This window comes from Anoxybacillus amylolyticus, from assembly GCF_001634285.1.
GTDB classification, from domain to species: Bacteria; Bacillota; Bacilli; order Bacillales; family Anoxybacillaceae; genus Anoxybacteroides; species Anoxybacteroides amylolyticum.
In genome coordinates this window covers 2,100,919-2,116,147 of the sequence record NZ_CP015438.1, presented here as the reverse complement: position 1 = coordinate 2,116,147, position 15,229 = coordinate 2,100,919, and the positions used below count along the sequence as shown (strand labels likewise).

15 protein-coding genes are annotated in these 15,229 nt (G+C 42.8%); 10 read left to right on the top strand and 5 right to left on the bottom strand.

Going from position 1 to position 15,229, the window contains the following annotated elements; genetic code table 11:
- The first annotated feature begins 50 nt into the window (after positions 1-50).
- Both GFC30_RS10775 and GFC30_RS10770 read left to right on the top strand, forming a co-directional pair.
- The gene (locus tag GFC30_RS10775) at positions 51-1,517 is read left to right on the top strand and encodes a CoA-acylating methylmalonate-semialdehyde dehydrogenase (protein ID WP_066325365.1); all 1,467 of its coding nucleotides are present in this window, start codon (positions 51-53) and stop codon (positions 1,515-1,517) included.
- 23 nt (positions 1,518-1,540) lie between these two features.
- On the top strand, positions 1,541-2,890 hold the full coding sequence (locus GFC30_RS10770; protein WP_066325363.1) for an aspartate aminotransferase family protein: 1,350 nt from the start codon (positions 1,541-1,543) through the stop codon (positions 2,888-2,890).
- Positions 2,891-3,505: 615 nt separating this feature from the next.
- On the opposite strand, the gene GFC30_RS10765 is transcribed toward GFC30_RS10770, so the two are convergent.
- Both GFC30_RS10765 and GFC30_RS16905 read right to left on the bottom strand, forming a co-directional pair.
- Positions 3,506-3,901 (bottom strand): hypothetical protein, encoded by a 396-nt coding sequence (locus GFC30_RS10765; protein ID WP_066325361.1) that lies wholly within the window; start codon positions 3,899-3,901, stop codon positions 3,506-3,508.
- 16 nt (positions 3,902-3,917) lie between these two features.
- A complete protein-coding gene (locus GFC30_RS16905) occupies positions 3,918-4,859 on the bottom strand; it encodes a hypothetical protein (protein ID WP_066325359.1) in 942 nt (313 codons plus the stop codon).
- A gap of 677 nt (positions 4,860-5,536) precedes the next feature.
- Here GFC30_RS16905 and GFC30_RS10755 point away from each other — a divergent pair.
- The gene (locus GFC30_RS10755; RefSeq protein ID WP_158512135.1) at positions 5,537-6,409 is read left to right on the top strand and encodes a DnaD domain protein; all 873 of its coding nucleotides are present in this window, start codon (positions 5,537-5,539) and stop codon (positions 6,407-6,409) included.
- Between the two features lie 305 nt (positions 6,410-6,714).
- Here GFC30_RS10755 and GFC30_RS10750 read toward each other — a convergent pair whose 3' ends face one another.
- Positions 6,715-7,308, bottom strand: coding sequence for a TetR/AcrR family transcriptional regulator (locus GFC30_RS10750; protein ID WP_066325349.1), 594 nt, complete (start codon positions 7,306-7,308; stop codon positions 6,715-6,717).
- Positions 7,309-7,421: 113 nt separating this feature from the next.
- On the opposite strand from GFC30_RS10750, the gene kynU reads away from it, so the two are divergent.
- From kynU to GFC30_RS10725, 5 genes are all read left to right on the top strand, one after another.
- Entirely contained in the window at positions 7,422-8,687 is a 1,266-nt protein-coding gene (gene kynU / locus GFC30_RS10745) for a kynureninase (protein WP_066325348.1), read from the top strand.
- An 85-nt stretch (positions 8,688-8,772) separates the two neighbouring features.
- Positions 8,773-9,171 (top strand): IS200/IS605 family transposase, encoded by a 399-nt coding sequence (gene tnpA / locus GFC30_RS10740; RefSeq protein ID WP_066325346.1) that lies wholly within the window; start codon positions 8,773-8,775, stop codon positions 9,169-9,171.
- A 12-nt stretch (positions 9,172-9,183) separates the two neighbouring features.
- Complete coding sequence (locus tag GFC30_RS10735; protein ID WP_066325341.1) at positions 9,184-10,293, top strand: RNA-guided endonuclease InsQ/TnpB family protein; 1,110 nt, start codon at positions 9,184-9,186, stop codon at positions 10,291-10,293.
- Positions 10,294-10,402: 109 nt separating this feature from the next.
- Positions 10,403-11,194, top strand: coding sequence for a tryptophan 2,3-dioxygenase (gene kynA / locus GFC30_RS10730; protein WP_066325333.1), 792 nt, complete (start codon positions 10,403-10,405; stop codon positions 11,192-11,194).
- Between the two features lie 17 nt (positions 11,195-11,211).
- On the top strand, positions 11,212-11,835 hold the full coding sequence (locus GFC30_RS10725) for a LysE family translocator (protein ID WP_066325324.1): 624 nt from the start codon (positions 11,212-11,214) through the stop codon (positions 11,833-11,835).
- An 81-nt stretch (positions 11,836-11,916) separates the two neighbouring features.
- Here GFC30_RS10725 and GFC30_RS10720 read toward each other — a convergent pair whose 3' ends face one another.
- Together GFC30_RS10720 and GFC30_RS10715 are read right to left on the bottom strand one after the other, a co-directional pair.
- Complete coding sequence (locus GFC30_RS10720) at positions 11,917-12,810, bottom strand: response regulator (protein WP_066325322.1); 894 nt, start codon at positions 12,808-12,810, stop codon at positions 11,917-11,919.
- 14 nt (positions 12,811-12,824) lie between these two features.
- On the bottom strand, positions 12,825-14,078 hold the full coding sequence (locus GFC30_RS10715; protein WP_066325320.1) for an ATP-binding protein: 1,254 nt from the start codon (positions 14,076-14,078) through the stop codon (positions 12,825-12,827).
- Between the two features lie 412 nt (positions 14,079-14,490).
- Between GFC30_RS10715 and tnpA (GFC30_RS10710) the strand changes: the two genes are divergently transcribed.
- On the top strand, positions 14,491-14,808 hold the full coding sequence (gene tnpA / locus GFC30_RS10710) for an IS66 family insertion sequence element accessory protein TnpA (RefSeq protein ID WP_066322969.1): 318 nt from the start codon (positions 14,491-14,493) through the stop codon (positions 14,806-14,808).
- Positions 14,802-15,158, top strand: coding sequence for an IS66 family insertion sequence element accessory protein TnpB (tnpB, locus tag GFC30_RS10705; RefSeq protein WP_066322942.1), 357 nt, complete (start codon positions 14,802-14,804; stop codon positions 15,156-15,158). The genes tnpA (GFC30_RS10710) and tnpB overlap by 7 nt, the downstream gene beginning before the upstream one ends.
- Positions 15,159-15,229 lie beyond the last annotated feature (71 nt).

Sequence of the window (15,229 nt, the reverse complement as noted above, 5' to 3'; positions counted from 1 at the left end):
AAACTGCGAGATAATGAGAGTACAGTTTATCGTCATTAGGAGGGAACAAAATGGCTGTAACGAAAAAAGAAACAACGGTGTTAAAAAATTTTATTGATGGAAAATGGGTGGAATCAAGTGGAACGGAAACGTTAGAAGTACCAAATCCAGCAACGGGGGAAGTGTTAGCGAGAGTGCCGATCTCGACAAAAGAAGATGTCGAGCAAGCGGTGCAAGCTGCAAAAAAAGCGGTTGCAACGTGGCGGAACACCCCGGTTCCGAAGCGGGCGCGCATCATGTTTTCATTCCATCATTTGCTAAATAAGCACCATGAAGAATTGGCGAAGCTCATCGTGTTAGAAAACGGCAAAGCGTATAAAGAAGCATATGGGGAAATTCAGCGCGGCATCGAGTGCGTCGAGTTTGCGGCGGGTGCCCCAACGTTAATGATGGGAGAGTCGTTAGCGGGAATTGCCGAAGACATTGATTCGGAGATGTTTCGTTATCCGCTTGGGGTTGTCGGCGGCATTACGCCATTTAATTTCCCGATGATGGTGCCGCTTTGGATGTTCCCGTTGGCGATTGCATGCGGAAATACGTTTGTCCTTAAACCGTCCGAACGCACGCCGATGTTAGCAAATAAATTAGCAGAACTGTTCACGGAAGCAGGGGCGCCAGCAGGGGTACTTAATATCGTGCACGGAGCGCACGATGTTGTGAATGCGTTAATCGACCATGAAGATATTCGTGCGGTTTCGTTCGTCGGCTCACAGCCGGTTGCCAAATACGTATATGAGCGAGCGGCAGCGAAAGGGAAGCGGGTACAAGCGCTTTCTGGGGCGAAAAACCATCATATCGTCATGCCAGATGCTGATATTGAACTCGCTGCGCAGCACGTCATTAGCTCGGCGTTCGGAAGCGCTGGACAACGCTGCATGGCGTGCAGTGCCGTTGTTGTCGTTGGCGAGAACGAAAAATTTGTGCAAACGTTAAAGCAAAAGGCAGACGAATTAACGATCGGCAACGGTTTAGATGAAGAGGTATTATTGACGCCAGTTATTCGCCAATCACATCGCGAAAAGGTGCTTAGCTATATCGAAAAAGGGATTGAAGAAGGGGCCACGCTACTTAGAGACGGTCGTAAAGAAATGGAAGAAATGACGGAAGGAAACTTCCTTGGGCCAACAATTTTTGACCACGTGACCCCAGAAATGACGATTGCAAAAGAAGAAATTTTCGCTCCTGTCCTTAGCTTATTGCGTGCAGCCGATTTAGATGAGGCGCTTTCTTATATTCGCCAATCGCGGTACGGAAACGGCGCGACGATTTATACGAAAGACGCGAAAGCGGTACGAAAATTCCGCGAAGAGGCGGATGCGGGGATGCTTGGCATTAACATCGGCGTACCGGCGACGATGGCGTTCTTCCCATTCTCTGGCTGGAAAGATTCGTTTTATGGCGATTTACATGTCAACGGTAAAGATGGAGTGAACTTTTATACGCGCAAGAAAATGATTACGTCTCGGTTTGATTTTTAATTTGGACGAAAGAAGGGATGATAATGGTGCAAACAGATCAAAGCCAGCTGCTTGCGAAAGATGAGCGCTATATATGGCATTCGATGAAGCCGTATAGCCCACAATCGACGCTTGTTGTAACAGAAGCGAAAGGCTGCTGGGTGACGGATCATACAGGGAAAAAATATTTAGATGCGATGGCAGGTCTATGGTGCGTCAACGTTGGCTATGGGCGCGAAGAATTGGCAAAAGCAGCGTATGAACAGTTAAAAACGCTCGCCTATTTTCCACTGACCCAAAGCCACGTGCCCGCGATTGAATTAGGAGAAAAATTGAACGAATGGCTTGGCGACGAATATGTCATTTTCTTTTCCAATAGCGGATCGGAAGCGAATGAAACCGCTTTTAAAATCGCGAGACAATATCACCAACAAAAAGGCGACTATCACCGCTATAAAATTATTTCCCGCTATCGGGCATATCACGGAAATTCCATGGGGGCACTCGCCGCGACGGGACAGGCGCAGCGGAAATATAAATACGAGCCGCTAGCGACAGGATTTATTCATGTCGCGCCTCCGGACAGCTATCGGGACGAGGAAACGGCAACCGACCCGCGCGAGCTGAAGTCAGTAAAGGCGATCGACCAAGTCATGACATGGGAATTAAGCGAAACGATTGCCGCGGTCATTATGGAGCCGATTATTACCGGTGGCGGAGTGCTTATTCCACCGGACGGATATTTGCAAGCAGTGAAAGAAGTGTGTGAAAAACACGGCGCCTTGCTTATTGTCGACGAAGTGATTTGCGGGTTCGGGCGTACGGGCAAACCGTTTGGCTTTATGCATGATGGCGTAAAGCCGGACATTATTACGATGGCGAAAGGGATTACAAGCGCTTACTTGCCGCTATCTGCAACCGCCGTTCGCAAAGATATTTACGAAACGTTCAAAGGGACGGAAGAGTACGATTATTTTCGCCACGTCAATACGTTTGGCGGTAACCCAGCAGCATGCGCGCTTGCAGTAAAGAATTTAGAAATCATGGAAAAAGAAAATCTAGCAACACGTTCGCACGACGTCGGCGCACAGCTACTAAATGAATGGAAAAACCTCCTCTACGACCATCCGTACGTCGGCGACGTCCGCGGCAAAGGATTGCTCATCGGGATTGAATTAGTGGCAGATAAACAATCGAAAGCCCCGCTTGATGTAGCGCTCGTCAATCAAGTAATCGGAATTTGTAAGGAAAACGGACTGATTATCGGCAAAAACGGAACGACGGTCGCTGGATATAACAACGTATTGACATTATCACCGCCACTAACAATCGAAGACGAAGACATTGTGTTTTTAGTGCAAACATTAACGGCGGCGTTGGAGAAAATCAGATAGTGTCATCGTTCGAGAAATGAAACAACCAACAGTTCGCTTAGACAACTTCTTACGAACAACCAAGCATAGAAGCGGTATTTGCCAGAAGCGGAAACGCAGAGGCAAGACCGCTTTTTTATAAGATTTTTTTTCGACGCTTTATTGTCATTGTATCGTGATGAATTTTTATTTTTTTAACGATTACACGATGTAATTATATCTTCTTTGCATACGTGGTCAGATGAAACTTTTAGTGAAGAACTCAAAGAGATCAGTTAAGGATTTCCGGTACTTCCTATATAAATGCACATTGAAGTGTTAACATTTTTCGACTGTCGGGCGACCGAACAACACCGCTCCCAGACAAATGAATTTGTCTGGGAGGCGGCTCGTTGTTCGGTTCTCTGTCACGCGAACGCGTGACGCAGGCAAGCCTTTGGCTTGCCTCCGACAGTCGAAAAAATAAGTGAAACTCCCCAGTTGCATGTATATAGTTGAAACGATTCCTTCTTCCTTTTCTCAAACGAAAAACACTGCAATTTAATCATTTGCAGTGCTCTGAAAGGCTAATACTCACAGTTCTCGCTCTCTAGGCAAAAACCGAGATGATTTTTTCATTCCAATTCAAATGAATTCTTAAAACTCAAGAATAGAAAGACCATTAATAATTCCTAGTAGGATAATAAACAAACATTTGTAATATCCTATATATCTTATTTTATTAGTAAGCCAATGTTTGAACAGATAATGAAAGCTCTCTATCGCTGCTGTTATTAAAACAGCCGGAAAAAACACTTCTGTGATTGCTTCTAAATGAGTACCTTTTATAAAAATAGGAATGGTCATAGAAATAAAAGCTACAGGAAGATATTTAAAAAAGTCAGTATCAAATGCTTTTAAAATATTTTGGACATTCACTTCTTTTGGTGAATTGATTTTATTAAGTTTTAAGGTATTTTTAAAGTAGATAGTTCCTGATACTAACACCAATAAACCACATAATAAATTCATTATCACCGCAATCTCTCTCATTATTGACAACGCTCCTTCATTTAAAGCAAGCCTCGTATACACCAGTTATCCCTGTAAGTTCCCCTGCAAGCCCTACAAGAGCCTGTCCTCCTACGCGCAGTTTCTCCTCCCAAGTTGTTGCCTCAACAAGCAATTTTGCTGCTTCAGCTACTCCACCTAGTTCTTTTATATATCTTTTAATTTTTATTACCTTTGCAGCAGCAAATAAATTAAATCCTACAAATCCTGCTAAAGCTGCAGAACATTTCGCGATTTTCATCCAATTTGGGTCAGCAACTATTGGAAATGCTGTATTCTCATTAAAATCAACTACCTGTATTATGTCGTTTCCTTTAATAATAAAGTGTGTCGGAACTGGATCGCCATTTGCATCTTTTGCCCAAGCTGGGGCAAAAACACTCTGAATCTTATTGTCAGAATCAACGATAAAAACTTCACCAGTGTCAAATTCTTCCCCTAGATACTCGGCAGCTGAAACTAATTTCTCTCCGTCAGGAACATCTATAGTAAATCTATATTCATATGGTGCTGACGCATCTTTAATGACTATTAAGGAACGAATCCCTTCAGTCGTTGGTTGGACGGCTAAATCAGATGGCTCATTCGCACTATGATAAACAATCGTTCCATTTTCTGTTTTAACTGCATCTTCCGAGTTTAATTTTGGAAGAGTAATTTTCAACTCATTCTTCTCAATGTCCTCATCGTTAACTGTAATTACATTCGAATCGAGAGGAATTTGTATGGTTCCCGCCTCATTTTGAACCACAGCAACATTCCCTTGCTCTAAAACAGTAGGGTCTACGATATCTTGAGCATCGGTTATATTCTCAACTAAAGAACCAATGTTCTCCCCACTAGTGCTATTATCCTCTGCAAATGCATATTCCCCCTCTAAAGATGTAGAGATGCATAAGGAAAAAACTAGTAAGAACACGAATTTCTTTGAGATTTTCATTTTTCTATCTTCTCCTATAATGACATACTCACAAATTCGTTACAAAGCATTTTTACAACTTGTGGTGAAGAGTCTTCGAAGGTAATATTTTCATAAATTATAACAAAAAAAAAAAAAGAGTTCGTCAATACTGTATAAGTTGCAATAAAGAATTTCCGATTTTTCGTTTCTGCTTTCATCTCAATACGAGCTGATATGGTATAACGTGGAAGGTAATCAGCTGGATGTAAAACAAAATTTCAACTTATATGTTCAAAATTTTTTTAGAAATCTCGATTTTCTAAAATGAAAAATCGCCCTCGCAAGGTAGTTCATTCACACGGACGGTGTGTATCGAACAACAGATGATAAACGCTCTAAGCGAAAGGTAGAGGCTTGGCTTAAGATTCAAGATATGTCTATTAATTTTATAGAATGCAAATTTGCTCATGGTCGAATCTTTTAATGGTAATCATTGCTTTTCCATTTTCTCAATACACGAGCTTGCCTTAAATATTCTCGAATTCCTTTTTTCACTCATATCTATCTTTTCCTCATTAGAAAAGCGATAGAAAAGGAGAAGGGGGAGAAGAGGAATGAATAGTTCACTACAGCTTGCTTGTTAAATTGGGTTGAATGAAAGCATTGTGCTTAGTGTGCTTCATCAGTTATTGCAAGACGAAGAGGCGGAGTGGATCATGCTCACGTATGCTCAATGGCAGCAATTTATGCCGTTTTGGTCGCCAAGCACCGTTCGCCGCGTTATTCGACGGCTAGAGCGGCTTGGCTATATCGAAGCAGTGAATCGAAATCGCAACAAAATTGACCAAACGAAATCGTACCGCATTTGTTACGAAGAACTACAAAAACAAAACATTGTTCTAAATAATCAACATAAAAAAATCAAACCAACAGGACACCGAAAAGAGCAAATAGCGCTTTTGGCTGTTCAAGATGACAATCACAATAGTTATGATGAACAACCAACGTCTGATGATGGACAGACAGTTAATGACCAAGCAATTGTTTATAATGACCAGACAGTCGCTCATGATAGACAAGCAATGCTTCATGAGTTTACGCTTGGCGACCATGTGCAAAAAACGAGCCAGACGCTAGTTGCGCAACGAATTTTGGGGAAGAAAGGCCAAGAACTTATAACAAACACCACAACCGCTCATTCATTTGACCAAATGGAGCAGACGATGTTACTAGAAAACATTGTTCTAAATAAACAGTATAAAATATATCATTTACATATCCAAAACAATGATGATAAACAAGAAGAAAAGAAGAAGATATGGTCGTTCTATCAACAATATCATTTTTATCCAAATAATGATTATATTCAAAAACGAATAAGTGACTGGATGGAAAAAACAAATGCGCCACTCGTGTTAGAAGCGCTAAAAACCGCGCTTGAATACGGAAGTACGTCATGGAAGTATGCGGAATCTGTGTTGTATGACTGGCAGGCAAAACGGTACGAAACGGTCGAAGATGTCGAAAAAGCAAAACGACGAAAACGGCGCCGCTTCGTGCCACAAAAGCGCACGCCGATTCGCCGCTAACTTTTGCCTGATTGGTTCGAAGACTATAAAAAACAATGGGAAACACCAACAACGTCTGAGCCGCTGATCGATAAAGAGGCGTTACGTAAGCGATTGCAAAAATACCGATAAGCGTTGCGATTGTTGCTCTCGTTAACCAATAGCTCCGTCGAAAGTATGAATAATTTTCCACCTCCATTCCGATGTCGGATGATTGCAAATTTTTTACAATGAAACTACGAATGGAGGGGAGAACGATGATTGTTCATGATGTTATTCATAAACTAATATACGACGTGGAATACGCGCCGAGCAGAAAGCGATAATTAGCTATATACTCCGTTTGTATACATTTCAGTTAAGTGCAGTGCTGCTTCCTCTAGCGAAAACGGTACAGACGGCTCGGTTAATTCCCACATATACATTTCGTTTGCGTAAAACCAGCCACGTGCCACTAATTGCGGCTGCAAATGGCAGTTGGCTAATCCGTTTTTTTGCGAATATGCAACATCTTCGGCAATTCGGGCAATAAAACGTTCACGAATATGTTTCCACGTTTTTGCGGCAATGGAGGAGATGCCGATCGCCTCTTTCATCACTCGCAATAGCGCTTTCTCTTGCACGGCTAGTTCAAGAAACAGCCGAACTTGATGGTGAATAAGGTGCACTGCTTCTCCTTTTGTTTTCGGCGCAAACGGCATTTCGGCAATTGCGTAAAATTTTTGCATCACATCTTCCATGATGTCAATAAAAATCTCGTCTTTGTTTTGAAAATAGACGTACGCCGTGCCGTAGCCAATATTTGCTTGCTTTATAATTTGCGTAATCGTTGTTTTTTGAAATCCGTTTTGCAAAAACACGTCATAGGCAGCAGCAACAATTTTTTGCCGCGTTTGTTGCGCTTTTTGTTGGCGTTTCATGTCGGTCACTTCCTTTTCACTAATGACATTATGTCATTGACATCGTGTCAGTTTCTCTATATTATTTTAACTAAAAATAAAGAAAATTCAAAACAAAAGGTGGCGAAGAGGAAATGTTCCGATATGAACGGCAATATGCGCGTTTGCTTGATGCACAAGACGAGCTAGCGCCGTACCGAGAGGAGTTTTATTTGCCAGAAGGAACAATTTATTTAGATGGAAACTCACTTGGCTTGCTTTCAAAGCGAGCCGAGCAGGCGCTTTTTGACATATTGCAGGCATGGAAAACGCATGGAATTGACGGCTGGACGAGCGGAAAATATCCGTGGTTTTACTTATCAGAGTCATTAGGGGAGAAGATGGCCTCGATTGTTGGCGGTAAGCCAGAAGAAGTTATTGTGACTGGCTCAACAACAGTCAACCTTCATCAATTAGTCGCAACGTTTTATCGTCCGACAAGTGAGCGAACAAAAATTTTAGCCGATGAGCTCACGTTTCCATCGGACATTTATGCGCTCAAAAGCCAATTGAAATTAAAAGGGTATGACCCAGAAGAGCATTTAGTGCTCGTTAAAAGCAGAGACGGACGGACAATTGACGAAGCGGACATTATCGCGGCAATGACGGATGAGATTGCCCTTATTGTATTGCCAAGTGTTCTTTATCGCAGCGGGCAGCTGTTTGATATGAAGATGTTGACAGAAGAAGCACATAAGCGCGGCATTATAATCGGATTTGATTTATGCCACTCGGTTGGTGCGATTCCACATCAGCTTCACGACTGGGGCATCGATTTTGCCTTTTGGTGCAACTACAAATACTTAAACGCTGGACCGGGTAGCGTCGCTGCTTTATATGTAAATGAAAAACATTTCAGGCGCGAGCCTGGATTGAGCGGGTGGTTTAGTTCGAAAAAAGCGAAGCAATTCGATATGGCGCTTGATTTAACGCCTGAAATGCATGCGGGCGCCTTCCAAATCGGCACGCCGCATATTTTAAGCACCGCGCCTTTGATCGGTTCGCTTTCACTGTTTTGTGAAGTCGGTATCGAGAAAATCCGCCAAAAATCGTTGGCATTGACGCGCTATATGATGGAATTAATAGAGCATGAACTAGCAGAATACGGATTTACGATCGGCAATCCAACCGACGATGCCCAAAGAGGGGGGCATGTCTATTTAGAACATCCAGAAGCGGCTCGAATTTGCAAAGCGTTGAAAGCGGAAGGGGTTATACCGGACTTCCGCACACCAAACGGCATTCGCTTAGCGCCAGTGGCGTTGTACAATACGTTTGAAGACGTATGGCAAACGGTGCAAATTTTAACATCTTTCCGAAAGAAGTCTCCCACTTCTAAACGAAGTGAAAGTGGGAGATGAATTTCGGTGAGGCGTAGGTATGAGTTGTTTCTTTTTTTGTGTTATGATATAATCAGTATTAGAAAAATGAAAGGTTGTTTTATCAATGAAATTAGACAATAATAACCATTCAGTATTCCTGTTGTATTATCATCTTGTTCTGGTGGTAAAATATCGCAGACAAGTGATTGATGATACCATATCTGACTATGCAAAAGATATGTTTGTGAGATTGGGGAAAAATTACAATATTTCCTTGGTCGAATGGAATCACGATATGGATCATGTGCATATTTTGTTCAAAGCACATCCGAATAGTGAACTATCAAAGTTCATCAATGCCTATAAAAGTGCAAGTTCTCGACTGATTAAAAAGTATTTTCCGCAAGTGAAAAGAAAACTGTGGAAAGAATATTTTTGGTCAAGAAGTTTTTGCCTGCTTACAACGGGCGGTGCCCCCCTTGAAGTAATAAAAAAATATATAGAAAATCAAGGGATGAAGTGATGTGGTGTCGATATGGTAAACAAAGCCTATCAGTTCCGCTTGTACCCAACAAAAGAACAAGAACAGCTGCTTGTCAAAACCTTCGGTTGTGTCCGTTTCGTTTATAACAAAATGCTTGAAGAACGCATACAAATTTATGAAAAGTTCAAAGACGACAAAGAAGCTTTGAAAAAACAAACATTTCCGACCCCTGCCAAGTACAAAAAGGAGTTTCCTTGGCTTAAAGAAGTGGATAGCCTTGCGCTGGCAAACGCCCAATTGAATTTGCAGAAAGCGTTTCAAAATTTCTTTTCGGGTCGTGCTGGATTTCCAAAGTTCAAAAACCGCAAGGCGAAACAGTCGTACACCACAAATGTGGTCAATGGCAATATTCAACTTTCAGATGGCTATATCAAGTTACCCAAACTGAAATGGGTCAAGTTCAAGCAACATCGGGAGATTCCTGCCCACCATATCATCAAGGCTTGTACGATCACGAAAACAAAAACAGGAAAATACTATGTTTCTATTCTTACAGAGCACGAACATCAACCTGTACCAAAAGAAATACAAACGGTTGTTGGGCTTGATTTTTCCATGAATACGCTGTATGTCGATAGCGAGGGTAAGAGAGCCAATTATCCTCGTTTCTATCGGCAAGCATTGGAAAAATTAGCGAAAGAACAACGGATATTATCACGCCGAAAGAAAGGGTCTAATCGTTGGCATAAACAGCGTCTGAAAATTGCAAAGCTACATGAAAAAATGGCGAACCAACGAAAAGACTTTCTGCATAAGGAGTCGCACCAATTAGCGAAACTTTATGATTGCGTGGTCATCGAAGACCTCAACATGAAAGGGATGTCGCAAGTCCTGAATTTCGGCAAGAGCGTTCATGACAACGGCTGGGGGATGTTCACGACATTTCTCCAATACAAGTTAGAGGAGCAAGGGAAAAAGCTTATCAAAATAGATAAGTGGTTTCCGTCATCTAAAACTTGTTCATGTTGCGGTCAAGTAAAGGAATCTTTATCGCTTTCTGAGCGTACATTCCGCTGTGAATGTGGATTCGAGAGCGACAGGGACGTCAATGCGGCAATCAATATCAAACATGAGGGCATGAAACGATTAGCGATAGCCTAACTTGTCCTCGAACCGTGGGACACACGGGGATCGCTCAGTCAACTTCCCGTCATGAGATGGGATTACCTGAGAAGCCCCCACCTCTAAGCGAAGCGTAGGCGGTGGGAGCATGTCACATAAAATGACATATGGCGACTATTTGCAGCTAGATGCACTGTTATCAAGCCAAAAACGTCTTTCCGATCATCATGACGAAATGTTGTTTATTATTATTCACCAAGTGAGCGAATTATGGATGAAATTGATTTTGCATGAATTGCGCGCGGCAATTGATGCGATTGAACGAAACGACATGGACCCAGCGTTTAAAATGCTTGCACGCGTGTCGAAAATTCAGTCACAAATCATTCATGCGTGGGATGTATTATCCACGTTGACTCCATCGGAGTATATGGAGTTTCGCGACCGGTTAGGGCAAGCATCCGGATTTCAGTCATACCAATATCGCATGATTGAGTTTGCGCTCGGCTATAAAACGGATTATATCGTCAAAATCTATGAAAAAGATCCTAGATTACACGAAGAATTGAAACGTGCCCTTTATGCGCCAAGCATTTACGATGTGGCATTAAAGGCATTAGCGCGGGCTGGATTTTCGATTAATCCTGCGCTGCTTGCCCGCGACTATTCCGAGTCGTATGAAGAAGATCCGACCGTGGAAGCGGTGTGGCTTGCGGTCTATAAAAACGTTGACCAATATTGGGAGCTATACCAATTGGCAGAAAAGCTAATTGATATCGAAGATTGGTTACAACAATGGCGTTTCCGCCATATGAAAACGGTCGAACGCATCATCGGACATAAAACGGGCACCGGCGGTTCATCTGGTGTAACGTATTTGAAAAAAGTACTTGACCATCGCTTTTTCCCAGAGCTATGGAATATCCGTACGAAACTATAGAGAAAGGAAGGACGGACATGGATTGGGGGCTTGTGTTGTCTTTTTTAGGGGTAGCAGTGCTATTGACGCTGATGCCAGGGCCGGATATTTTATTTGTGATTGCGCAAAGCATTTCGCAAAATAAACAAGCAGGCATTGCGACGGCGCTTGGGCTTTGTACGGGATTGATTGTTCATATTACCGCCGCTACACTTGGCGTATCCGCGCTTATTTACCAATCAACGTTAGCATTTTCGCTTGTGAAATATGCTGGTGCGGCGTACTTACTTTATTTGGCATGGCAGTCGTGGAAGGAAAAAGAAGAGGGATTTGCTTTTAATGACGCGAAGCCTGCGGAGTATAAAGCGCTCTATAAAAAAGGGATTTTGATGAACCTTTTAAACCCGAAAGTATCGCTATTTTTTCTAGCGTTACTGCCGCAGTTTGTCAATCCGTCATTAGGACATACAAGCGGGCAAATGTTTGGGCTTGGAATTATTTTTCTCGTTCAAGCATTATTCATTTTTACCGCTGTTAGCGTGTGTTCGGAAAAATTGCGCCGTGTGCTCCTCGGGAATCAGTTGCTGGCCAAACGGATTAACGTCATCAAAGGTCTGCTGTTAGGCTGGATTGGTCTTCAGATCGCATTTAGTGAAAAATAGTGGCTATATTCGAGGTTGTTTATAAATTGACGAGAAAAATATTATGTAAAATAAGGAGTTAGAAAGGAGCATATGCTGTCGCTATGCTCCTTTTATTTCCATATAGAAAGCAGTTAAAAATTTTTTTACGTTAATTCGGCATTTTGTTGCTTTTTCTCCGGCTTCTAGTTCTTGCATGCGCAAGCGAATTTCTTCAAAGTCAAACAAGCGAGGGGCGAAATGCTCAAATGTAGGATTCGTGTAGTCGGCTAACCCTAGCGACGACAAATGGGTAAACGCTTGTAGCACCATGCGGCGAATGCGCTGTTCCATGGCGCGTATTTCTTTTTGCATGAGTTGCTCCTCTTTATATATACGTTGCACTATTTGGGCATATAGCTCTTTCAGTGGTGGCAAGTCGTGAATCGTTCGCCCTTGTTGCTCTTGTTCCGAAAGCAAGCGCACGATGGCTAATAAATCAGATGCTCCTGCTTCGCCAGCGATGCCTAAAACGAGAAGAAGCTGCCTAGCTTTTTGTTCGATAGTCGCTTCAGGGCCGGTTGCTGGTTGTTTCGTTTTTTCTAGCGTTTGCAATAGGCGGCGGATGGAGTCAAGCGATGAAGCGACAGAAAGATAGTCGGCGACTCGTTTTAAAACCGAAACCACTTCGTAACGGTTAATCGGTTTATGAATATATGTATCGATGCCGTGAAGATACGCCTGCCCAATCATTTCTTTATTTTCCACTTGAGAAATCATGACGAACGGTCCAGTGAATCCTTGCGCGCGCAGCTTTTTCATCGTTTGAATGCCATCAAGCCCTGGCATAAGTAGGTCAATGAGCACGACATCAACGGAATATAGCTGATCGATCGATACGTGAAGCCCATCTTCTGCTTGTCCTACGACTTCACCAAGTCCGCTTTCTCCAATAATTTTTTCTAGCATTTTTCGTACGACCGCATCATCTTCAATAAGAAAAAAGCGCAAGGACATTGCATCCTCTCCTTTCAAAATAATTGATAGCTAGGGATTTTTACTTGAAATTGGGTCCGTCCGTATTCATCCGTTGTCAGCACGATGCGCCCTTTGAAGCTATGAACAATTTCTTTCGCGTGCGTTAGCCCGATGCCAGTTGATGGGTTGCCGTGTTCATCGTATTTCGTTGTAAAGCCGAGTTGAAAGACCCAGTCGCGGTCTTCCTCGGGAATTCCAGGGCCGGAGTCGGTGATCGAAAAAACGATGTCACCGTGCGCAAGTTCCGCGCGAAGATGGATCCAGCCAGACGAAGGGATGGCCTCTACTGCGTTGGCGACTAAATTATTTAATACGGAAAGAAGGGCATAGACGTGGCGGGTCGACAGGTTGATATCACATACCGTTTGAAATTGGATCGATTTCCCTAAAAGCTCCGCATATTTTTCATTGGCGCGAATAACCATACCGCAAAGCTCGGTAATCGGAAGACGCAAATCACGCTGCTCTTGGTTGATTAACTCCGATAAACCAGCGAAAATGCGCTGCGAATCTTTTTTCACCTCGTGGACATGCTCTGCGATATAGAGCGCGGTGCTCGGTTCGACGTTTTCGCCGTCCATTAACCTTGTGTATAGCTCGTAGCTTTTGCGTGTAATGTCTTCCATATGGCTCATTGATTTGCGCAAATAAAACGCTTCTTCATAGAGGCTGGTGTTCATCATCACGAGCCGTTCGAGCTCTTGTCGCCGGGCTTCTCCTAACGTTTGTATTTGTTGAATCATTAAAATGTTGTATAGTCCAACAACACAAAAACTTCGTAAAATTCCGAACAAAAACAGCATAAAAATCGTTTCGTGTGTGACGGCAATCGTTTCGCCCAACAGATGGCGGACAAACAGTTCGATAATATTGGAGGCGAAATCAATGCTTGCCCCGAGCAACGCGACATGAATAGGCAGTTCCATATAAGTGCGAATGCAGCATAGGCGAACAAATAATGCAAACGCGAGATAATAGCACGCAGCCGGAAGATGAGAAAGAAAATTGGCGCTCCAAGACTCGTCGTTCATCAGCAGGTCGATGCTTGTCCGAAATAGGGAAATAAAAAGCCCTGTCAACAAACCAGTCCATACAATAGGAACTGCTCGAAACCAAATGAGCCCGAAAAAGAAAACGGCGCTTCCGAGCGAAAACCGAAACGAACTTCCAAACGGATTCACTTTCATTTCTCCGAAAAAAGCAGTAGCTATGATGAGAAGGAAGATTGGTAGCATCCGTTCGCGCATAGGTGATCTCCCATGTTTTTCATTTATTTTTATCGTATCAGCCGTTGGATGTTCTTGTAAAGGTTGTTTTTATTGCACGAGTGTTTATTATCTATTATTTTACTAAAAAACATAGATATGGTTCATCACCACAACATGTGCTTGACAAGCGATACGTTCTCCTGAACAAGGATGTGCAAAAATTATTGATTTACTGATTTTTTCTCACAAGCGTAAGTGGGGCATGTTATGAAAAAATCAAGTACAACTTTTGGTGAAGAGCCAAAAATACGGTAAAGGTGAAATAGTAGATGTTGTAGAGGAGATGGGAAAGGTTTTAAAATATAAGTAAGCGTCAAACTCTTCCCACCTAGTTTTGCCCCTACATCCGTGCCATAATTTCTTTAGAAATCTTAATTAAAGGAGTTTTGGTATGGACAAAAACGAATTAAGACGTGAATGGGAACAGCGTATTGCTGATTACAGGGCGAGTGGTCTCACCCAAGCAAAATGGTGTGAAAGGAATAGGTTAAAGGTTCACCAGCTGAAGTACTGGCTCAAACGGCTCGAAGGTTCCAACGCTACACCAAATCCCTCTACAAAATGGGCATCCGTTGTGATGGCAGATCCATCGATCCATGAAGAGGATTCCATCCAAGTAAAAATCGGCGAATGTTCGATCGAGGTGAAGCAAGGGTTTAACCCTTCGCTTTTTGCCGATGTGGTGAAGGTGTTGAAAACGTTATGTTAAATGCGGCCACGGTGACCCATGTGTACCTCGCCCGAGGGAGTACAGATTTGCGAAAATCCATCGACGGGTTGGCAGCCATCGTCCAAGAAGCATTCCAGCTTGATCCCTTTTCTTCTACCCTTTTTGTGTTCTGCAATCGTGGACGGGATAAATTGAAAATTCTTCATTGGGATCATAACGGATTTTGGCTATATTATCGCCGACTGGAACGTGGAACGTTTGATTGGCCTTCGGAGCACAGCTCGGAACCTTTACAAATTAGTCCACGCCAATTACGCTGGCTGCTCGATGGACTATCATTGAACCAGAAACAAGCCCATTCGGCAGTAACCGCAAAGAAAGTTATTTAAATAATAAAAATTCAGGGAATTCCGCTGTTTTATTGTATAATGAGAGTATGAAAAAAACAGCGAAATTCCCT